The organism is Hydrogenophaga palleronii (genome assembly GCF_031457455.1).
Classification (GTDB): domain Bacteria; phylum Pseudomonadota; class Gammaproteobacteria; order Burkholderiales; family Burkholderiaceae_C; genus Hydrogenophaga; species Hydrogenophaga palleronii_A.
This window is the reverse complement of the sequence record NZ_JAVDWU010000001.1, coordinates 352,287-373,005: the sequence shown is the minus strand read 5'-3', so window position 1 is coordinate 373,005 and position 20,719 is coordinate 352,287. Positions and strand designations below refer to the sequence as shown.

At 64.4% G+C, this 20,719-nt stretch carries 22 protein-coding genes; 14 read left to right on the top strand and 8 right to left on the bottom strand.

Annotation, left to right across the window (positions count from 1 at the left end; translation table 11 throughout):
• Positions 1–480: 480 nt before the first annotated feature.
• Complete coding sequence (locus J2W49_RS01770) at positions 481–1,140, bottom strand: DsbA family oxidoreductase (RefSeq protein ID WP_310310970.1); 660 nt, start codon at positions 1,138–1,140, stop codon at positions 481–483.
• A 124-nt stretch (positions 1,141–1,264) separates the two neighbouring features.
• On the opposite strand from J2W49_RS01770, the gene aroE reads away from it, so the two are divergent.
• The 11 genes from aroE (at position 1,265) to J2W49_RS01715 (ending at position 10,001) form a co-directional block, all read left to right on the top strand.
• Positions 1,265–2,086, top strand: coding sequence for a shikimate dehydrogenase (aroE, locus tag J2W49_RS01765; protein ID WP_310312105.1), 822 nt, complete (start codon positions 1,265–1,267; stop codon positions 2,084–2,086).
• Between the two features lie 37 nt (positions 2,087–2,123).
• Positions 2,124–2,588, top strand: a complete 465-nt coding sequence (gene aroQ / locus J2W49_RS01760; RefSeq protein ID WP_310310968.1) for a type II 3-dehydroquinate dehydratase — start codon at positions 2,124–2,126, stop codon at positions 2,586–2,588.
• Between the two features lie 64 nt (positions 2,589–2,652).
• Positions 2,653–3,543 carry a DMT family transporter gene (locus tag J2W49_RS01755; RefSeq protein ID WP_310310966.1) on the top strand — a complete coding sequence of 297 codons (891 nt, stop codon included), beginning with the start codon at positions 2,653–2,655 and terminating at the stop codon, positions 3,541–3,543.
• 67 nt (positions 3,544–3,610) lie between these two features.
• On the top strand, positions 3,611–4,294 hold the full coding sequence (locus J2W49_RS01750) for a TetR/AcrR family transcriptional regulator (protein ID WP_310310963.1): 684 nt from the start codon (positions 3,611–3,613) through the stop codon (positions 4,292–4,294).
• Between the two features lie 191 nt (positions 4,295–4,485).
• Positions 4,486–5,478: a TRAP transporter substrate-binding protein DctP gene (gene dctP, locus J2W49_RS01745; protein WP_310310961.1), complete on the top strand. Its 993-nt coding sequence runs from the start codon at positions 4,486–4,488 to the stop codon at positions 5,476–5,478.
• 176 nt (positions 5,479–5,654) lie between these two features.
• Complete coding sequence (locus J2W49_RS01740; protein ID WP_310310959.1) at positions 5,655–6,191, top strand: TRAP transporter small permease; 537 nt, start codon at positions 5,655–5,657, stop codon at positions 6,189–6,191.
• Positions 6,188–7,489 (top strand): TRAP transporter large permease, encoded by a 1,302-nt coding sequence (locus J2W49_RS01735; protein WP_310310957.1) that lies wholly within the window; start codon positions 6,188–6,190, stop codon positions 7,487–7,489. Before J2W49_RS01740 ends, J2W49_RS01735 begins: the two co-directional genes overlap by 4 nt.
• A gap of 41 nt (positions 7,490–7,530) precedes the next feature.
• On the top strand, positions 7,531–8,472 hold the full coding sequence (locus J2W49_RS01730) for an alpha/beta hydrolase (RefSeq protein ID WP_310310954.1): 942 nt from the start codon (positions 7,531–7,533) through the stop codon (positions 8,470–8,472).
• Positions 8,469–8,675 carry a hypothetical protein gene (locus J2W49_RS01725; protein ID WP_310310951.1) on the top strand — a complete coding sequence of 69 codons (207 nt, stop codon included), beginning with the start codon at positions 8,469–8,471 and terminating at the stop codon, positions 8,673–8,675. Before J2W49_RS01730 ends, J2W49_RS01725 begins: the two co-directional genes overlap by 4 nt.
• Positions 8,672–9,526: a shikimate dehydrogenase family protein gene (locus tag J2W49_RS01720; RefSeq protein WP_310310949.1), complete on the top strand. Its 855-nt coding sequence runs from the start codon at positions 8,672–8,674 to the stop codon at positions 9,524–9,526. The genes J2W49_RS01725 and J2W49_RS01720 overlap by 4 nt, the downstream gene beginning before the upstream one ends.
• Positions 9,527–9,665: 139 nt before the next feature.
• Positions 9,666–10,001 carry a flagellar basal body protein gene (locus tag J2W49_RS01715; RefSeq protein WP_310310946.1) on the top strand — a complete coding sequence of 112 codons (336 nt, stop codon included), beginning with the start codon at positions 9,666–9,668 and terminating at the stop codon, positions 9,999–10,001.
• 33 nt (positions 10,002–10,034) lie between these two features.
• Here the strand turns inward: J2W49_RS01715 and J2W49_RS01710 are convergent, their stop codons facing one another.
• From J2W49_RS01710 to J2W49_RS01700, 3 genes are all read right to left on the bottom strand, one after another.
• Positions 10,035–10,715 carry a DUF4286 family protein gene (locus J2W49_RS01710; protein WP_310310943.1) on the bottom strand — a complete coding sequence of 227 codons (681 nt, stop codon included), beginning with the start codon at positions 10,713–10,715 and terminating at the stop codon, positions 10,035–10,037.
• 82 nt (positions 10,716–10,797) lie between these two features.
• Positions 10,798–11,712 carry a sugar phosphate isomerase/epimerase family protein gene (locus tag J2W49_RS01705; RefSeq protein ID WP_310310940.1) on the bottom strand — a complete coding sequence of 305 codons (915 nt, stop codon included), beginning with the start codon at positions 11,710–11,712 and terminating at the stop codon, positions 10,798–10,800.
• Positions 11,713–11,716: 4 nt separating this feature from the next.
• Complete coding sequence (locus J2W49_RS01700; protein ID WP_310310937.1) at positions 11,717–12,643, bottom strand: 4-hydroxyphenylpyruvate dioxygenase; 927 nt, start codon at positions 12,641–12,643, stop codon at positions 11,717–11,719.
• A 182-nt stretch (positions 12,644–12,825) separates the two neighbouring features.
• Between J2W49_RS01700 and J2W49_RS01695 the strand changes: the two genes are divergently transcribed.
• On the top strand, positions 12,826–13,611 hold the full coding sequence (locus J2W49_RS01695; RefSeq protein WP_310310934.1) for an IclR family transcriptional regulator domain-containing protein: 786 nt from the start codon (positions 12,826–12,828) through the stop codon (positions 13,609–13,611).
• 89 nt (positions 13,612–13,700) lie between these two features.
• Positions 13,701–15,209 carry a rhomboid family intramembrane serine protease gene (locus J2W49_RS01690; protein WP_310310931.1) on the top strand — a complete coding sequence of 503 codons (1,509 nt, stop codon included), beginning with the start codon at positions 13,701–13,703 and terminating at the stop codon, positions 15,207–15,209.
• Between the two features lie 139 nt (positions 15,210–15,348).
• Here J2W49_RS01690 and J2W49_RS01685 read toward each other — a convergent pair whose 3' ends face one another.
• The 3 genes from J2W49_RS01685 to aroC form a co-directional block, all read right to left on the bottom strand.
• Positions 15,349–16,701, bottom strand: coding sequence for a tetratricopeptide repeat protein (locus J2W49_RS01685; RefSeq protein WP_310310928.1), 1,353 nt, complete (start codon positions 16,699–16,701; stop codon positions 15,349–15,351).
• A 166-nt stretch (positions 16,702–16,867) separates the two neighbouring features.
• Entirely contained in the window at positions 16,868–18,058 is a 1,191-nt protein-coding gene (locus tag J2W49_RS01680) for an MFS transporter (protein WP_310310925.1), read from the bottom strand.
• A 91-nt stretch (positions 18,059–18,149) separates the two neighbouring features.
• Positions 18,150–19,250 (bottom strand): chorismate synthase, encoded by a 1,101-nt coding sequence (gene aroC, locus J2W49_RS01675; RefSeq protein ID WP_310310922.1) that lies wholly within the window; start codon positions 19,248–19,250, stop codon positions 18,150–18,152.
• Positions 19,251–19,430: 180 nt separating this feature from the next.
• Here aroC and J2W49_RS01670 point away from each other — a divergent pair, with 180 nt between their 5' ends.
• A complete protein-coding gene (locus J2W49_RS01670) occupies positions 19,431–19,850 on the top strand; it encodes a cupin domain-containing protein (protein ID WP_310310920.1) in 420 nt (139 codons plus the stop codon).
• Between the two features lie 196 nt (positions 19,851–20,046).
• Here the strand turns inward: J2W49_RS01670 and J2W49_RS01665 are convergent, their stop codons facing one another.
• Complete coding sequence (locus J2W49_RS01665) at positions 20,047–20,703, bottom strand: glutathione S-transferase (protein WP_310310916.1); 657 nt, start codon at positions 20,701–20,703, stop codon at positions 20,047–20,049.
• Positions 20,704–20,719: the final 16 nt, after the last annotated feature.

Sequence of the window (20,719 nt, the reverse complement as noted above, 5' to 3'; positions counted from 1 at the left end):
ACGAATTCGGCGATCGGCAGCACGGTTGACCCGTTAAGAAGTTGTCGCGAATTTTTCCATGTGCGCATCAGATGCGCACAGAAAGTGCAACCGCATCAGCGCAGGTTGGCGCCGGTTTGGTGTCTCAAACGTCGCTGGTCTTCGGGGCTTGACTCAAGCTTTCCCGCCTTGCGCAGCGACCTTCAGGCGGCAAATGGCCCTCAGCATGGGATGGCGCGATACAAACGCAACCACGTGGCACACCCGCCGGGTGTTTCTTTTTCTCACCAAATGTCACGTGAATTGGGTCCGAAATTCAACAGTGCCGCCCATTCCACTCATGCACCCACGGCACATCGGCATCCCCTGCTCGATGCAGATGTGTCATCGAAGAGGCCCATTTGCCCGATTGACGCCTGGGAGCCCCGCCCGATTGATCGGCGCAAGGCGATCCCGATCAGCCCTGACACACAGGTCCGCGTCAGGTCGGCGCCTCGCCGTTCATGTGGCGCTTTCCGCAGCAATCTGCCTCAGCGCTTGTTCGAACACCGCCGCCGGCTGACCACCGGAGATCAGGTGGCGATCATTGATGATCACCGCCGGCACTGAATGGATGCCGTGGCTGGTGAAGAAGCGCTCGCGCTCGCGCACGTCTTGCGCAAACTCGGCGGACGCCAGCACGGCCCGGGCGCGCACCGTGTCCATGCCAGCGTCGGCGACGCAGGCCAACAACACGTCGTGAGACTCCATGGCTTGCGAACGCGTATGGCAGGCCGCAAGCAGCGCTTTCTTCAGTCCGTGCTGCTGTCCAGGCTGGCCTTCCAAAGCGGCCCAGTGCAGCAGGCGGTGCGCATCGAAGGTGTTCCAGATGCGGCCCCTGCCTTCGGGGTTGAACACAAACCCGACGTCCGCACCACGCTGCCGGATGGTCTCGCGGATCTGGCGCTGCTGTTCGGGGGTGGAACCGTATTTTTGCGCCAGGTGCTCACCGATGTCCTGGCCGCCGGGGTCCATTTGCGGGTTGAGCTCGAAAGGCTGGAAGTGCAGTTCGGCCTGCACCTCGTCCTTCAGGGTGGTCAGGGCTTCTTCCAGCGCACCCAGGCCGATGGCGCACCAGGGGCAGGACACATCGGACACAAAATCGATTTTGAGTGGAGACATGATGATTCAGGATGGTGACCACGAGCCTGGCGAGAATAAGCCCACCGCCGATGCCCACGCCCAGATCAAGGGCTTGCGCGACAATCGGCGCTCCAACGCCCGTGTTCAGTTTGCCCAGAGCCACATGATCGATCGCTACGCCGTCATCGGCCACCCCATTTCGCACAGCAAGTCGCCCCTAATCCATGGACTGTTCGCACAGGCCACCGGTCAGGTGCTGGAATACACCGCCATCGACTCACCGGTGGACGCCTTTCGCGACACCGTGATGGCGTTTCGCGCAGCGGGCGGACGCGGCGCGAACGTGACCCTGCCGTTCAAACTGCAGGCCTTCGAGCTGGCCACCGATCCCTCCCAGGGCGCGCGGCTGGCCGGTGCGGTGAATGCGCTGAAGTTCGATGGTGACCGCATCCTGGCGGAGAACTTCGATGGCATCGGCCTGGTCAACGACATCATTCGCAACCAGGGCGTGTCGCTGACGGGCAAGCGCGTGCTGCTGTGCGGCGCGGGCGGTGCCACACGCGGGGCCATCCTGCCGCTGGCCGGGCAAGGGCCTGCGCTCATTGCCGTGGCCAACCGCACCGCCGCCAAGGCGCACGCCCTCAAGGCCGACTTTGCCGCGCACGTGGACCTGCAAACCGGAGGCTACGACGACCTGGCTGGCCTGAGTTTTGATGTGGTACTCAACGCCACGTCCACCGGCCTGTCGCAAGACACACTGCCCTTGCCGCCAGGCGTGTTTGCCCCTGGCGCGCTGGCTTACGAAATGGTCTATGGCAAGGGGCTCACCCCTTTCCTGAAACAGGCACGCACGGCCGGCGTGGCCCGCGTGGCCGACGGCGTGGGCATGCTGATCGAACAGGCTGCCGAGGCCTTCCAGTGGTGGCGAGGGGTGCGCCCCGACACCCGGCCGGTGATCGAGCGGCTCACCGTGCCCCTGGTCTGACCCCCTCCTCCTGCTTTCACCCTATTCCGAAATCACCATGTCCACCATCCTCCTGCTCAACGGCCCCAACCTCAATCTGCTCGGCACGCGCGAGCCTGCCGTGTACGGCGCGACCACCCTGGCCGATGTGGAGGCCATGTGCAGCGAGGTGGCCAAGGGTCTGGGTCACTCGCTTGAAGCCTTCCAGAGCAACCACGAAGGCGACCTGCTCGACCAGATCCACGCTGCCGGCCGCCGCTTCAAGGCCGGTGAGCTGGTGGGCGTGGTGTTCAACCCGGGCGCGTTCACCCACACCTCGGTGGCGTTGTTCGACGCCATCAGCGGCGTGAAGCCCATGCCCGTGATTGAGGTGCACATTTCGAACGTGCACGCGCGCGAGGCCTTCCGCCACCACTCTTATGTGTCGCCAGCGGCGGCCGGCATCGTGGTCGGGTTCGGCACCGACGGCTACCGTTTGGCCATTGAGGGCCTGGTGCGCAAGGCCAGCCAGCTCGCCGGATGAACGACCGGTCCTGCCCGCGACAGGCCGGCTCAGACGGGTTGCACTCTGGCCCCACAATCGAGCGGTGAAATCCCGCCACTTCGCCCAGTTGGTCGCCCTGTCGGCGCTCTGGGGCGCTTCCTTTTTGTTCATCCGCATCGCCAGCCCCGTCATGGGTCCTCTGGTGCTGGCCGGCTGCCGCGTGGCGTTGGCGGGCGCCACACTGGCGCTGATCATGCGCGGCCTGCAGCAGAAATGGCCGTGGGAACACTGGCGAGAGCTGATGGTGTTGGGTGCGCTGTCGGTCGCGGTGCCCTTCCTGCTGTACGCTTGGGCGGCCCTGCGGCTTCCCGCCGGGTACAGCGCTTTGCTCAACACCACGGCGGTGGTGTTCGGCACGCTGGCTTCTGCCTGGTACAAGGAAGACACGCTGACCGTGCGCAAGCTGCTGGGCTGTGTGTGCGGCTTCGTGGGCGTGGGCCTGATTGTGCGGCTGGGTCCGATGCAGCCGGACGCAGCCACGCTCGCCGCTGCGCTGGCTTGCGTCACCGCCGCCGCCTGCTACGGTTTCTCTACGCCGCTCATGAAACGCGCCACCACCCGCATGCAGCCGCTGGCCATCGCGGCGGGCATCCATGTGGCGGCCATGGTGCTGGTGCTGCCCGGCGCCCTCTGGGCACTGCCGCAGGCCTCCTTCACTGCGGAAGCCATGGGTGCGGTCGTGCTCATGGGCGTGGTCACTTCTGGCCTGGCCTATTGGGCACATGTGCGCATCATCCGGCACGTGTCGCCAGTGGCCGCCATGAGCCCGGTGTTCATGATTCCGGTGTTTGGCGTCACCTGGGGCCACCTGTTCCTGGATGAAGCGCTCTCGCCCGGGATATTCTTCGGTGGTGCCCTGGTACTGCTGGCTTCCGCGCTGGTGACCGGTTTCAACCCACTGCGCCGAAGGCCGGTGGTGGATCCGGCACCCTGAAGCCCAGGGCTCACAGACTGGCACCCTCAATACCCACAGCGGCGAAAGCCGAACCTATACTGCCGCCATGAACGAACCGGTACATTTCGCGCGCAAAGCTGGCCGCCCCAAGGCACAAGCCCGGGAAACCCCCCGCACCAACGACCCTGATCGCACCATGGCCAACATCCTCGAGGTGGCCATGAGCGAATTTGCCGAAAAGGGACTGGCGGGCGCACGCATTGACGAGATTGCCGCGGCCACCCAGACCAGCAAGCGCATGATCTACTACTATTTTGGTAGCAAAGAGGGCCTTTATCTGGCGGTGCTTGAGGCCTCCTACGGAGAGATGCGGTTTCATGAAGGCCAGCTTGATCTGGAAAACCTGGCCCCGGTGGACGCGCTGCGCAAGCTGGTGGAATACACCTTTGACCACCACCGGGAGAGCGAAAACTACATCCGCCTGGTGATGGGCGAAAACATCAACCGGGGGCAATACCTGGCGCAAAGCCCCTTCATTCAGGAACTCAACGTACCCGCCATCTCGGCCATCCAGTCGCTGTACGACCGAGGCGTGGCTGCAGGCGATTTCCGCCCGGGGCTGGACGCACTGGACATTCACGCCTCCATCTCGGCGCTCACGTTCTTCAACGTGTCTAACCGGCACACCTTTGGCCTGATCTTCAAGCGCGACACCACCGCACCGGACTGGGTGGCACAGCGGCGCAAGAGTGTGGTGGAGATGGTCGAACGCTACCTGCGCCGCGACTGAGGCGCCAGCCGCTTTCTCTCAATTCCCCCGGGCCAGCCACCGTTCAGCGGCTTTCATCCCGATCTCAGGGAAAACCCCGATCGCATCTCGTTGATTTAATTAACCAGTTCGTACATTATTAGACGCAGGCCTTTCAAGCCGCATTCGACCCTGTTGAAACCGCCCCTGCCACCCCCAAGAGGAGACACACCATGACCGCACACATCCAACGTCGCACACTGCTGGGCGCCGCCGCCAGTCTGGCCATTGCCGGCCTGCCTGCCCTTGCACTTGCCCAGGGCAAAGTCGAACTGATCTACTCCGACACGGTGGCCGAAAGCGACGTGCGCGCCGCCATCCTCAAGGAAGCCTTCGGCGGCTCGCTGGGCGCCGACTTCGATTTCAAGCCTTACTTCGGCGCCACCCTGTTCAAGCAAGGCACCGAGCCGGTGGCCATGCAGCGGGGCAACCTGCACATGGCCAACCTGGCCGCCTTCGACGTTCAACGGCAGGTTCCCGCCTGGAGCATCGTGACCACGCCCTATGTGTTCCGCGACCATGTGCACATGAAGGCCGTGTTCGACAGCGACGTGGGCAAGGCGCTGTTCGCCATGATGGAAGAGAAGATGGGCATCAAGGTGCTGTCGGTGCCCTACATCGGCACGCGCCACCTGGGCCTCAAGCCCAAGAAGAAGATCATGACCCCGGCCGACCTGGCCGGCATCAAGCTGCGCATGCCGCCCGGTGAAGGCTGGCAGTTCGTGGGCACCGCCATGGGCGCCAACCCATCGCCGCTGGCCTTCACCGAGGTCTACACCGCCCTGCAGACCGGCACCATCGACGGACAGGACAACCCCATGGGCGCGGTGCGCAGCATGAAGTTCTACGAGGTGAGCTCGCAGATCGTGAAAACCAGCCACCTGGTGGCCAACAACCTCTTCGCCATCAGCCTGAGCAAGTGGAACAGCCTGAGTCCCGCACAGCAGAAAACCGTGCAGGATGCCGCCGACAAGTTCGCCGCTGCCGTGACCGCCCAGGCGCTCAAGGACGACGTGGAGCAGGAGGCCTTCATGAAACAGCAAGGGCTGGACGTCTACACCCCGGATCTGGCGGCGTTCCGCAAGCACGTGCTCGACGTGTACAGCAAGTCCAAGTTCGCCAACGACTGGCCAGCCGGTATGCTGGACCGCATCAACAAGCTGTAATCACCCCCTGCGCCGCTTCGCGACTTCCCCCTCTCTCGCCTTCGGCGGGAGGGGGACGGCACCTGAGGCCCGGCAAAGCCGGTTCCTCGGTGCCCCAGGAAAGGGGTGCCTCGTGCGGGGCAGGTGACGCACCGGAGCCATTGAACCGCCTGAACTGAACGACCCGGAATCCCGCCATGCATTCCACCTCCTCCTTGCCCCTTGCTCTCCGTTTACTGCGCTGGCTCCGGCTGGGCGCCAACCACGTGCAAGTCGTGATGATGGCCACGATGTTCGTGTCCTTCATCCTGCAGATCATGTTCCGCTATGTGTTCAACAAGCCCGTGGCATGGACCGAGGAGATCTGCGTGATCACCTGGATCTGGGGCATTCTGTGGGGTGCTTCGTTCGTGATGAGCAACCGCGAAGACATTCGCTTCGACGTGCTCATCGGACAGGTGCCGCGCGAAGTCAAACGCTGGTTCACCGTGGTGGTGAGCGTCTCGGTGGTGGTGATCCTGGTGGGCTCGATGCCTTCGGCCTGGAGCTATGTGACTTTCATGAAGGTGGAGTCCACCGCCTCGCTGGGCATCCGCATGGACCACCTGTTTTCCATCTACATCGCCTTCGTGGTGGCCATGGTGGTGCGCCACCTGTACATCGGCATTGAGGCCTTGCGCGGCCGCCTCTACGACGACCCGCTGACAACCGATGGCGCCAAGGACCCGGTATGAACTTCTTTTCGCCCTTTGCGCTCACGGTCTACCTGATCTTTGCGCTCAGCCTCATGGGCCTGCCCATCGGGCTGTCCATGATTGCCAGCTCGGTCGTCTACCTGTTCATCACCGGGCAGGACATGGGCATTGCCGCCGAACAGCTGCTGCAAGGCCTGAACAACACCTACACCCTGCTCGCGATCCCGTTGTTCATCCTGGCGGCGGAGATCATGAACATGGGTTCGCTCACCGACCGGCTGCTTCGCTTCTGCAACGCCATCGTGGGCCGCTTCCGGGGCGGCCTGGGGCACGTCAACATCCTGTCGTCGCTGATCTTCTCGGGAATGTCGGGCTCGGCCATTGCCGACGCAGCCGGCGTGGGCCGCATGGTGATCAACATGATGACCAAGGACGGCCGCTACACCCCCGCCTACGCGGCGGCCATCACCTCGGCTTCGGCCGTGATCGGCCCCATCATTCCACCGTCGATTCCACTGGTGCTCTACGGGCTGATCTCTGACGCTTCCATCGGCTTCCTGTTCATGGCCGGCGTGGTGCCGGGCCTGCTGCTGGCCCTGGTGCTCATGGCCATGAATGCCTACCTGGCCCGGGTGCGCAACTTCCCGGTGGAAACGCCGGTGCCGCTGCGCGAACTGCCCGGCATCACCTGGCGCGCCATTCCCGCCTTGATGATGCCCGTGGTGTTGCTGGGCGGCATCTACAGTGGCGTGATGACGCCCACCGAAGCCGCCGCCGTGGCCGCGCTGTATGCGCTGGTGATTTCGGTGGTGCTGTACCGCTCGGTCACACCGGTCGGTGCGTACCGAGCATTGCTCTCCAGCGGCCGGTCCATGGCCTCCATCGGCATTCTGATCGCTGGTGCGCTGGTGTTCAATTACGTGGTCACCCGCGAAGATATTCCGCAGGCGGTCAGCCAGTTCATGACCGCGATGGACCTCACACCCATGACCTTCCTGTTGATGGTCAACGTGCTGCTGCTGTTGCTGGGCGCCCTGCTCGAAGGCGGCACCATCCTCCTCGTCATCGTCCCAATCCTCATTCCCACGGCCAAGCTGCTGGGCATCGACATGGTGCACTTCGGTGTGGTGGTCACGGTCAACCTCATGATCGGTCTGATCACGCCGCCCTACGGGCTGCTTCTCTTCATCATGGGCAACATCACCGGCGAATCCATCAAGCGCATCGTCAAGGAAACCCTGCCGTTCGTGTTCGTGATGCTGGCCGCGCTCGCCTTTCTCACCTATGTGCCCGGCGCCGTGCTCTGGCTGCCGCGGCAGTTCGGCTACCAGGGCTGAGAGACCAAGCGTCTTTTGTTCATGTCCGTTCACACCGACCCATGATCCATCCCGATATCCAACGTTTTCTCACCGACTGGGACAAAGCCTGGTCCACCCTGCCTGCCGGCGCAGGCCCGGCCCAGCGACGCGCCCACTTCGAGGTGGTGGCCGCCGGGATGCGCGAGCCGCACCCCGAAGGCATCGTCACCGATGTGCATCTGGTGGACGTTCCCGAGACCGACATACAGGTGCGGGTGCGCACGTTCCGGCCCGCGCAGGCCGTCGGTGCGCTGCCCGCCCTGATCTACATGCACGGTGGTGCGTGGATGCAGGGCAGCCCCGAAACCCATTGGGACATCACTGCCGGTATTGCAGCAGCGAACCAGCAGATCGTCATCAGCGTGGACTACGCCCTGGCGCCCGAACACCCCTTTCCTCGCGCACTGCATGAGTGCACAGCAGTGACGCGCTGGGCCTTTGACCAGTCTGAGGCGCTGGGCATCGACTCAGACGCCATTGCCATCGGCGGCGACAGCGCTGGCGGCAACCTGGCCGCGGCCGTGACCCTGGTGCTGCGCGGCAGCGCCTACCCGCTGCGTGCGCAGTTGCTGGTGTACCCGGCCGTATCCTTCAACACCGACCGACCGTCCCACCGCGAAAACGCTGATGGTCCATTGGTCACTGTGGCATCCATGCCGGCGGTCAACGCCATGTACAGCCCCGACCCAGCCGGCCTGCTCAATCCCCTGGTGGCACCGCTGCTGGCCGAGAGCCACGCCGGACTCCCGCCTGCCTACGTTGCGGTGGCCGAACACGACCCGCTGCGCGACGAAGGCATTGCCTATGCCGAAGCGCTGCAAGCCGACGGCACACCCGCCGTGCTGGACCGGGGGGAGAGCCTGATCCATGGCTACCTGCGCGCCAAGGCCTATTACGGCTCGGCGCAGGCTTCGTTTCAGCGCATGTGCGCCTGGCTCAGGGACGTCACGATCACGACATGAACCCGGTCCCCACGCCCCCGGCCCCAAGCTTCGCGTTCAGCATCGACGCGCGCATCGGCCCATTCGCGGCAAACGCCGCCGGGCCACCCGCCGGCCCGCAAGCGTGGCTGAACCAACGCCTGTGCATCGCGCCGGTGCAGCGCACGCCCGCTGATGTGCAATTGCAGGTCTTTCCGGTAGGCAGAAGCCGCCCATCACCATGACACAAAGTACCCCGGCCACCATCAACGGCCACACCGAACTCATCGCCCACATCGGCTACCCGACGCACAGCTTCAAGTCGCCGATGATCTACAACCCCTACTTCGAGCACTCGGGCATCAACGCCGTGGTCGTTCCCATGGGGTGCCAGTCGGCCGACTACCCTGATTTCCTGCGTTCAGTTTTCCGCCTCACCAACATCCGGGGCGCGCTCATCACCATGCCGCACAAGGTGGTGACCGTGGATCTGATGGATGAGGTCACCCCGGCGGTGCGGGTGTCTGGTGCCTGCAATGCGGTGCGTCGCACTGCCGACGGCCGTCTGCAGGGCGACAACTTCGATGGCGAAGGCTTTGTGCGCGGCGTGCGCCTAAAGGGACTGAATCTGACCGGTGCCAGCGCGCTGGTGGTGGGCTGCGGCGGCGTGGGTTGCGCCATTGCTGCGTCTCTGGCGGCCGCTGGCGTGAAGGCCATCCACCTCTTCGACGTGAACCCCGCCACGGCCCACGCACTGGCACAGCGCCTGACCACCCACTACCCGGGCATTGCAGCCCACACCGGCAGCAACGATCCGGCCGGCTTCGACCTCGTCGTCAACGCCACGCCCATGGGCATGAACGAAGGCGACCCTCTGCCATTGGACGTGGAGCGCTTGCAGCCGCACACCTTCGTCGGCGAAGTGGTCATGCGCACCACCATGACGGCCTTCCTGACGGCCGCACAGGCACGCGGCTGCCGCGTGCAGGTGGGCACTGACATGCTGTTCGAGCAGATTCCGGCCTACCTGGAGTACTTCGGCCTGCCCACCACCACGGCAGATGTGCTGCGCTCTGTTGCACGCCTGAGCGACTGACTCCCGCCGCCCGCTACCTTGTCCGGGCCATGCGGCAACCGTTTGTCGCCTGACGGGCGCCCACGGCTTCAGATCCGCCACCAGGTGCCGATCAGGTGCGTATGGCGCAAGCGCCGTCCTTTTCAAAGCAGATCCACCCATGGCCATGTCCGTCACCTCCGCAGCATTCACCGGCATGAGCGGCATGCGAGCCGCCCAGCTGCGGCTGGACACGACGGCCCACAACGTGGCCAACGCGCTGACGCCGGGCTTCCAGCGCCAGGTCGTGACCCAGACCGCCCGCCCGGACCTTGGCGGCGTGAACGCACAGGTCGAGCGTCAACCCGAGACGGCATCGGCGAGCGGTGCGCCCTTCGGCCACCTGGCCGAAGATCTGGTTGAACAGCGCATGAGCCTCTACAGCTTTGCCGCCAATCTGCGCACCGTGGAGACGCAGAACCGCATGCTGGGAACCCTGCTGGATACCCAGGCCTGAGGGCCGCTGAACAGGCGACGGGCCACGGTCGCGTCAGGGAAGCCCCGCCAGCCGGCGGTCCAACTGGAAACAGGCGGCAAACACCTCCCGGTCGGCCAGTGCTGCCGAGGCCAGTTCCTTGCTCATGAGCGCATCCACAGCCGCGCGCGCTGCCGCTTCGTGCAGGGCCTCGACCACCAGCACGCCATCGAACGCGCCTTCCTCACTGCGTCGCATGGATTTCTCTTTTGTAGGCACGCCGGTCGCAGCGGCATCCACCTGCATCAGCCAGACCTGCGCCACCGCGTCGAGGCCTGCGATCCGCTGCACCAGATGTTGCTGCGCGTGCGCAGTCAACAAACCCGCGGCTTCGAGGTCGATACGCAAGGGCACCACGACCGCGCCACAGCCCAGGCCGGCACGCGCCACCACAGGGCCACCGCCACGCGCAAAGTTCTGCAGGATGGGCATGGTGCGCTGCGACCATGGCGTGGGCGCGTTCAGCCGTGCCAGGTACGACGGCCCCGCCAGTGCGCCGGCCTCCCGCAGTTCATAGGTGATGAAGAAGCGGCGCCTGTCGGCGACCTCGCATCGAAACACCCGTCCGGAGAGGAAGCCGTCGACGCCAACCCGCTCCAGCACGTGTTCCCGCGTGAGCCAGTGCAGGTAGTCGGTTTCCTGTTCCGGCTTTATGTCGCTCCAGATCGCCAGTTGGGCCTGTCCACGTAGGTGCATGTGGTTTCCTTGTCGCATGAATGCTCAGTGTCGTCGCCAGGAAGCACGCCCGTGCACGTGGCCCTGATCGAACGGACCCAGCTTAACGGCCCGCCAGCGATTTCAACCGCATCTGGTTTGGCAAAGGCACCGAGCGGCGCAGCACATCTTCGGCCAGCCACAGGGCCGATCGGCGGCCGCGCTCGGCCACCTGCGGCAGCGGCATCTGCTGGTAATCGTCGTTGAACACCTCGAAGCTGTAGTCACCCTCGTAGCCGAGCCGGTCGAGCCGCAGCACCAGGTCCACCAGCTGTTCGCTGTGCACGCCCTCACCGGGGAACACGCGGAAGGTGCGCGCGGTGGTCATGCGTTCTTCAAAGGTCCTGGTTTCCTGCCACATGAAGTCGGCGAGTTGCACCAGAAAGATTTTTTCAGGATCGAGGTAGTCGATTTCTTCCAGCGAGGTCTTGGCCGCGAAGATGTGGAACGAATCAATGCCCAGTCCCAGGTTGGGGCAGTCGGCGCGGCAGACCAAGTCCCAGGCGGTGGTGAACTCGTTGATGGTGCGGCCCCACGACAAGCCTTCATACGCGATGCGAATGCCCAGGGGCAGCGCCAGCATCGCGAGTTTGCGCAGGTCGCGCGCAATGTGGTCCAGGTCCTGGCTGGCATGGGTGGAGGTGGATGAACAGGCCAGCAACACCTTGCAGCCCAGCGTGGCGCACATTTCCAGCATGCTCTTGGCGATGTCCACCTTGTAGTGGTGCAGGTGACCGGAGAGGCCTTCAAAATCGCGCAGCACCTGAAAACCGGTGCCGCGCAGGCCGCTGTCTTTCACGGCCTGCACCGCTGCGTCCAGTCCGCCAGGGTGGCCCACAAGATCATTGGCCTTGAGCATCACCTGGGAGAAACCGGCCGCCTTCATCGCCGCCAGCTTGGCCTCGAGCGGGCCGGCGAAAGTGATGGTGTCCATGCCGAAACAGTTGATGGCTTCGGCGATCGTGTGAGGGCTGTTCATGGCGTCAGGCCTGTGCGGTGGCCAGGGGGCTGTGCACCAGTTCGAACACCACCGATCCGAGGTAGGTTTTGCTGATGGCACCGCGCTGCTCAGTGTGGGCGGCCTGCGTTTCCACAAACTCCACACCCAGGGCGCGCAAGGCCTTCACGGCGGCGAGCACGTCGGGCACACCCAGCCCGATGCGTTGCAGCCGCTCATCGCTGTCCACCACATTGATCTCGGGTTCGATCAACTGCAGCATGAACCGGTTGGCCGAGTCCAGTGCGGGCACCCGCAGCAGCGTGCCCTTGGGCATGATGCCGAAACGCTGCTCGTCAGGGATCAGCTCCGCGCCAAACAGCTCGTTGTAGAACGCGATCCAGTCGTTGCTGCGCTCCGGTCCGATGTACTGCACGATGCCAAAAAAGTGGATGCCGGCGGTGGCCGGTGGGTGCTGGTCCACCGAGGGAATCGGCACGAAGTCCACGTCGTAGATGGAGAACTCCTTGTACCGGTCCACGAAGTAGATGCGGCTGCTGCCTGCGCCGTGGATGGCCGGGATGTTGAGCTCCATGACCTCGGCGTGCGTGCTCACCGACCAGGCACCGCGCTCCAGCACGCAGTGGTAGGCTGCGCGCGCGTCGCGCACCCGCAGGGCCATGGCAGACAGCGTGGGCACGCTGCTGCCGTGCCCGGCGCCCTTGGCGTCGATAGGATGGGCATTGACCACGATGTTCAGCTCGCCCTGGCGGTACAGCAGCACCTCGCGGGAACGGTGGCGGGCAACGGGACGAAAGCCCATCATTTCCAGCATCTGGCCCAGCGCCTGCGGCTGCGAAGTCGCGTACTCGATGAACTCGATGCCATCGAGCCCCAGCGGGTTCGCGGCATCGCTGAATGAGGCTTGCAAGGGCTCGCGGCCCTCAGGGTGGTTGAGCAGCAGGTCACTCATGCAGGTCTCCGAATGAGGCGCTGGCGCACCCGCACCTGCAGGGGCCGCACTCTTTCAGCACTGTAGTAGCGCCAGTCGTGGATGCGGCGCCTGAGGCGCCCTTTGGCGATCGATAATCGCTCAATTCCGATCGATCATCGATCGCTTTGCGGGTTTTCCACGGTCACGACACCCTTCGCCACATGGACCTCATCACGCCTTCACCCCCTTCAACGCTGGACAAACGCGACTGGATCGCCGGGCTGGAAAAGGGCCTGTCCATCATTGAAGTGTTTGACGACCAGCACCCCCGCCTGACCGCCAGCCAGGCCGGGGCACGCTGCGGCCTGACGCGCACGGCCGCACGCCGCTACCTGCTGACGCTGGCGCACCTGGGCTACGTGGGCACCGATGGCAAGCTGTTCTGGCTCACGCCACGCATCCTGCGCCTGGGCCATGCCTACCTGGAATCGGCGCGCTTTCCCCGGCTGGTGCACCCTTTTCTGCAGCGCATTGCGGGCGGCACACAGGAAATCGCCTACCTGGGGGTGCTCGACGGCGACGAAGCCGTCTACATCGCGCGCAGCGGTTCGCAGCGGCACATGAACACCGGCTACATCCTGGGTTCGCGCATCCCGGCTCAGCTGTCCACCGCCGGCATGGCCATTCTGGCCGCCTGGGGCGAAGCGGCTTGCGATGCCTGGCTGACCGGCCGCACCTTGCAGGCTTTCACGCCCTACACGCTCGCCACACCCCAGGCTTTGCACGAGGCGCTGCAGCATTTCCGCCGCCAGGGCTGGGCCATGCTGGAACAGCAGTTGGAACTGAACACACGCGGCATCGCGGTGCCGCTGCTGGACCGGCACAACGGTGTGCACGGGGCCATCAGCATCACCATGCCGATCAACCAGGAAAGCCAGGTCGACGCCCTGGCCCGTGTGCTGCCGGTGCTGCTGGAGGCCGCGCGAGGACTGCGCGCATTGCTTTAGCCAGGCAGGATTCCAGCGGGCGCCAGCACTGCTTCACGAACGCAGCCACAGGAAAGGCCCCGTTTGGCGCAGCGGCACAATGTGGCCCCATGTTCTTTGCCATACCCCTTGCCAACAAGCCTACTTGGCACGCACCGCCCTGGATGACGGTGCTCATCATCGTGATCAACATGCTGGTGTACTGGGGCTGGCAGGCGCCGGAAGAACGGGCGGTGGCGCGCAGCGCAGAGCACTATGCCCTCAGCGGCCTGGCTGAACTGGAGGTGCCGCACTACATCCGCCATCTGGAGCGACAGGTCCAGCAGGCGCCGGAGGGCAAACCACATCTGGAGATGGTGGAGTCGCTGTGGAAAGGCAGGAAAGACGCATGGGTGTACCAGGACATGTGGCACGAGCAGCGCTTTCGCGAGGTTTTGCTGGCGGGCCAGGTGATCCGAGAGAACGACCCGCAACACGCCGAGTGGCGGAGGCTTCGGTCCCAGCTGGCACCTCATGAACCGCAGCCCTTCACCACCCGTTGGGCGCAGTACTTTGATCGCGGCTTCACGGACCGCCCTGAGACCTTGCTGACCGCCACGTTCCTGCACGGCAGTGTGGGCCACCTGCTGGGCAACATGGTGTTTCTGTTCCTCTTCGGTTTCACACTGGAGATGGCACTGGGTTCCCGGCTGTACCTGTTGCTCTACCTGCTCTGCGGCGTGGGTGCATCGGCCGTGTCGCTGTGGAGCCACGCTGGAACGGCCACCTACGGTCTGGGCGCCTCGGGAGCGATTGCGGGACTGATGGCCATGTACGTGGTGATGTACAAGCTGCGGCGCATCCAGTTCTTCTACATGCTGTTCTTCTACTTCAACTACGCCAAATGGCCCGCGCTGATGATGCTGCCGGTGTACATGGCCCATGAGTTGCTGCAGCAATGGCTGGGCGGCCAGGGCGTGGACTACATGGCCCACTTTGGTGGTTTGTTGAGCGGGGCCTTGTTGATGGCGCTCCTGATGACGTTGAAAAAACTCGATGCCCCCGCCAACCTGATACCCACCGTTGCCGCCCCTTTGTCTGGCAACGAGGCCCGAGCCCGGGCCAGCATCCAGCGCGCCCTGCGCCTGACCGATGAGCTGGACTACGCCGCCGCCAACCAGGCCTGGCACAGCGCCGCCCGCCTGCGCCCCCGTGATCCCGAAGTACTGGAGCCCTGGTTCGAGGTGGCACAGCACTTCCCTGCTAGCGATGAGTTCCACACCGCTGCCAAGCTGCTGCTGACCTTGCCTGACACCGATCACGCCGCGCGCAAGCGCACGCACGCCCACTTCCACACCTACCTGAAACTGGCGAAGCCCGGTCTGCGCCTGAGCGCCAACACGCTGGTTCATTTGATCCCGGTGTTCGTCAAGCTACACGCCTGGGACGACGCTCAGCGGCTGGCCGGGCTGCTGCAGCGGAATACGTCTGTTCACCCCAAGTGGCCCGACACGCTCACTTTTCTGGTCAACGGCTTGACTCAGAACAACCAGTGGGAAGCGGCCATGGGCTGGCTGCCAGCCCTTCAGGCCCACGCGCCGACGGCACCTGTCACTCAGTTACTGGCGAAGCAGAAATGAAACACCCCGCGCCGCTTCACGTCACCCCTCAAAGGGGCGGCACTGGCCGTCCTCGGCGGTGCCCCTGGGTCAGACCGTTTCATGCGTCGTGGATCGCGCGCTGCGCGGTTGAGCAACCAGGCGGACGGCGTCAGCGGTCTCAGGCTGAGCGCAGGGGTGCTGTAGCCACTGCCTCTCCCGTGTGGTCACGCAGCAACCATCCCACTTCCTGGGTGCTGGCATGTTGCGGATACCGCTCTTTCAGTACCCGGTACACAGTCAGGGCTTGGTCGGTGCGACCCAGCCCCTGGTGCAGGATGCGGGAGATCAGCTCGTAGGCCTGGGGGATGGCAGGGTGGCGCGGATAGCGCTTGTCGAATCCTTTGAGCAAGGCCGTGGCGTGCTTGTGGTCCAGGCTCTTCCAGGCCAGGTGCGCCAGCTCCAGCGTAAGTTCGGCAGACTCCAGCACGAGATCGGGGACCTTGTCCAGGGTCGCCGCATGCGCCTTCAAGGCATCCTGCCCTTTGCGTTCCTTGAGCAGGCTCTGGATGTACTTCTGCGTGAACCACACCAGAGTGTCCTTCTTGTCCGTCAGCAACAGTACCCGGTGGTAGCGGCGCTGATCGGCCAGGCTGTCGGGGTTGACGCGCTGCCAGTCGTAGGCGAAGTCGTACGCTTCACGGACCTGGCCCTCGCGGATCAGGGTCGCCACCTCCGCATCGCGTTCACGGGCCAGCTTCGCAACCGGATTTTCCGGTCGGCCCTGCCCAGTTCCAGACACAGCCTCCTCCGGCTCCTTCACCAGGTCGATGTCGAGCTTCTGGTGGTTCTGGAACATCACGTAGCCGATCATGCTGGCCGTGACCCAGGAAAAGTACACCACCACGAACATGAGCACCGGGGCGATCAGCGTCTTCGGCGCCAACGGCACCAACAGCGCCCACGCCATGGGCATGCCCATGCTCAGTAACAACATGAACACGCACAACAACAGGTAGGGCCACCCCACAGCCGCCATGGCGCGCAACAACTCGGCAGGGTTGAGCGCGCTGCGCAGGCTGCAGGACTGGATCAACACCATCAGCGTCGCGGGAATCAAGAGCGAAGACACCAGACTGCCCAGATCGGCGAGACCCTCACTGGCTCTGGCCATGAAGCCGATGACCAGCCCATGGACCACCAACACGCCCAGAAACTTCCAGGGCAAGTAGGTCCAGCCGGGGTCGCTGGCTGTGCTGTCGTAGTCCGCGCTGCGCATCACACCCATCGACGCCATGGCCGCCACCTTGAAGCTGTAGCGGGCCGTGGCCAGCAGGATGCCCAGCAACGTGAAGAAGGCGATCAGCGGTGACACGGTCACTGCCAGCGCACACAGCGACAAAAACAAGGCATAAACCAGCGGTTTGCTCTGGAAAGGAAACAGGAAGAACGCATTCAGCTTGTGCCAGAACGGCGGTATTTCCGGCGGCTTGCTGGGTGCACGACCCCTGGTGGTGGACTGATGTGAGGCCATATGAGTAGGCAGACGCAACGGCTGTGGCGCCTGAGTTGGGAAACAGCAGCCCGTCTCAAGGCGCCTGCTGCGGGGACTGGCCCATCGGCCTGGACAGACATCATTCTGCCCGTCTCGGGGCCCCTTTCATTTGCAAGAAGAGCCCGCACAGCGCTTCAGAGCGTGTTCACGATTGCAGGGACTGTGGCTGACGGGTTGGGTGTGCCAGCTGGCGCAACCGCAGCGCACAACCGGTGGCCACCAGCGCGCTGACCATGGAAAGCCAGAACACGCTGGCCAGCCCCAGCGCCGAACTCAGGAAGCCGCCACCCACGCCGCCCAACACCCCCGGCAGCCCATAACCCAGCACCGAATACAGCGCCTGACCCCGCCCGCGCAGGCGACCGGGAAAATGCTGAGACAGCAAGGCGATGCACACCGTGTGGTGCGCCGCGAAGGTGATGGCGTGCACCGCCTGCGCCAGCAACAGCAGCGGCCACACCAGCGGCAGGCCGGCCGTGATGCCCATGCGCAGGGCCATGAGCGCGGCCGCCAGCACCAGCCAACCGGGCAGCGATAGCAAGGGCAACCAGCGCCCCTGCGTGAAAAACCAGCCGATCTCGATCACCACCGACACCGCCCAGAGCAGGCCGATCACGGTCTTGCTGTAGCCCAGCGAATCCAGGTAGAGCGAGAAGAAGATGTAGATGAAGATGTGCGAAAGCACATGGAAGAACATCGAGAGGAAAAACCAGCGCACCGCCGGCTGGCGGAACACCGGCCACACGTTAGGGTGCTCGTCGGTGTGGTGTGCCGCCTCGCGCGCATCCGGCAACATCCACACACTCAGGGCCACGGCGGCCAGCGTGAGCGCCGTCCAGCCCGGAAAGTGAGACATTCCGAAGCGCTCGAACCAGGCCCCTGCCGCCACCACCGTGAGCAGAAAACCCAGCGAGCCCCACAGACGCACGCGGCCATAGCGGCGGGCGTCGAACGCGCCGCCATGGCTCACCAGATGGGCCAGCGCTGCCTCGCTCATGGGCATCATGGCGCTGGTGTGGCTGAACATGAGCAGCAGCACGATGAACAGCGCCACACCACCCATGTCGAACCACAAGCCCAGCGAGAGCACGAGAGCTGCCGTGCCCCCGTAGCGCAGCAGCTTCACGCGCTCACCGGTGCGGTCGCTCAGCGTGCCCCAGGCATAAGGCGCAAACAGCCTGGTGGCCGATTGCACCGAGGTCAGCACGCTGATGGCGATCAGGCTGAACCCCATGTCCTTGAGCCACAGCGGGAGATAGGGATTGAAAAAACCGATGTGGGCGAAGTAGCTCGCCGACAGCATGGCGAAAGGGAACAGCTGTTTGCGCTGACTCACCGACTGCTCCGTTCGGGCTGAGCCTGTCGAAGCCTTTGCGAGCCCTTCGACAAACTCAGGGCGAACGGTTGTGAAGGCTGCAAAAAGGGAATCAACCGCGGCCCACAGCGGCAATGTCTGGCGTCGGCAACACCACGTCACCACACTGCGCCCGGTGCCGCAGCGCATGGTCCATCACCACGAGCGCCAGCAAGGCCTCGGCAATGGGGGTGGCGCGAATGCCCACGCAGGGGTCGTGTCGGCCTTTGGTGATGACCTCTGTGGCGGCACCGGTGGTGTCGATGCTTTCACGTGGAATCAGGATCGAGCTGGTGGGCTTGATGGCAATGGCCACCTCCAGATCCTGCCCGGTGCTGATGCCGCCCAGCACACCACCGGCCTTGTTGGCGGCGAAGCCTTCGGGCGTGAGGCTGTCGCCGTGGGTGCTGCCCTTGTCGGCCACGCTGGCGAAACCGGCACCGATCTCCACACCCTTGACGGCATTCAGACCCATCATCGCGTGCGCGATGTCGGCGTCGAGCCGGTCGTACAGCGGCTCGCCCAACCCCACGGGCATGCCGGTCGCCGTCACGCGGATGCACGCGCCGCACGAGTCGCCACTCTTGCGCAGCGCATTCATGTAGTCCTCCAGCGCGGACACGTCGGCCACGGGTGCGAAGAACGGGTTGTGGGGCACATGGTCCCAGCTTTCGAACGGGATCACCTGCTCGCCGATCTGCGTCATGCAGCCACGGAACGTGGTGCCGAATTTTTCCTTCAGCCACTTGCGCGCCACGGCGCCGGCGGCCACCGTGGGCGCCGTCAGCCGGGCCGAACTGCGCCCACCACCGCGCGGGTCGCGGATGCCGAATTTCTGCCAGTAGGTGTAGTCGGCGTGGCCGGGGCGAAAGGTCTGCAGGATGTTGCCGTAGTCCTTGCTGCGCTGGTCGGTGTTTCGAATGAGCAGGGCAATGGGTGTGCCGGTGGTCTTGCCCTCGTAGACGCCGCTGAGAATTTCCACCGTGTCGGGTTCGTTGCGCTGGGTCACGAACTTCGATGTGCCCGGGCGGCGCCGGTCCAGCTCGATCTGGATGTCGGCTTCACTCAGCGCCATGCCGGGCGGGCAACCGTCGATCACGCAGCCAATGGCCGGGCCGTGGGATTCACCAAAGTTGGTGACGCAGAAAAGGGTGCCGATGGTGTTGCCGCTCATGGGGCTGGATTATCCCTGAGGCCCGGGGTCCGAGGGCGTGCACCTTCACCCAAACTGGTGCACAGCGCAGTCCGTTGGCGGATAGGAAGGGCCAGCCTGCACCCAAGCCACCAATGGAACGCTTCATGCTTGGCGCTGCATTGCAGCCATCCAGCTGCCTTCAGTGTCAAGGAGCGCCCCATGCTGGACCGAACCACCACCCTGTTCTCCCACGTCAAGCCGAACGACACCGCGTTCGTGCGAGGCGGCCTGCGCGACTTTTTTCTCTACCGCGACCTGGGCATCGCAGAGGCCACCCATGGCAAGGTGATCGCCCACCTGGTCAAGGCCAACGAGCCGCCCGACGGCGGTACCGGCTGGCACATCCACGAAGCCGACTTCCAGATCGTGATCATGATCAAGGGCTGGGCCAAGTTCATGTACGAAGAGCAAGTGACGCTGGTCGAAGCCGGCGACGTGGTGCACCAGCGCCCCGGCATCCGCCACTACCTGTTCGACTACTCCCCCGACATGGAATACCTGGAAATCGTGTCGCCCGCCGATTTCAAATCGGTGCCCGTCGAGCCCGTCTGCGAGATTCCGCCTCCCACCCCCTGGTAGGGCTAGCGACTCCCCCCTGCGCCGCTTTGCGGCTTCCCCCCTCCGTGGCGCGCCTGCGGCGCTTCGAGGGGGGACGGCACTGGTGGCCCGGCAGAGCCGGTTCCACGGTGCCCCCTGGATCAAGACACTTCACGCGCTGCAGATCGGTTGATACCTTGAACTCTTGAGCGGGCGCGGAGGTGGAGGTGGAGATAGGTCAGAACTCTGCATCGAGTTCATCGATCTCGTCCGGCTCGGCTTCGGCCGCCGCCACCCATTCCTTCATGGCCGGCAAATCCATGATGGTGTCGCAATAGGCCACGCACACCGGGTCTAAGGCCACTTCGTAGGTGATGAAACGCGTGACCACCGGCGCGAACATGGCGTCGGCGATGCAGGGCTTGGCACCAAAAAGGTAGGGACCACCGTAGGTAGAGAGACATTCGGTCCAGATGGCCTCGATGCGATCGATATCGGCCTGGGCGCGCGACCACAGCTTGAAGCCCGGAAAGTGGGCCTTGATGTTCATGGGCAGCGACGAACGCATGGCGCTGAAGCCCGAATGCATCTCGCCGCACACCGAACGGCAATGCGCGCGCGCAGCCCGGTCTGCCGGCAGCAGCCCGGCCTTGGGCTTGATCTCGTTCAGGTATTCGCCAATGGCCAGGGTGTCCCAGACATGCACGCCGTCGTGCTCCAGGGCGGGCACACGCACGGACGCTGACAGCAGCAGCATTTCGGCCTTCATGTCGGGATCGTCTGGCGAAATCACGTGTTCAGTGAAGTCAAGGCGCGCCAGTTTGGCCATCAACCAGCCGCGCAACGCCCAGGCTCCATAGTTTTTGCTGCTGATCGTGAGAACCGCTGTGGCCATGAAGAGCTCCTCGTGA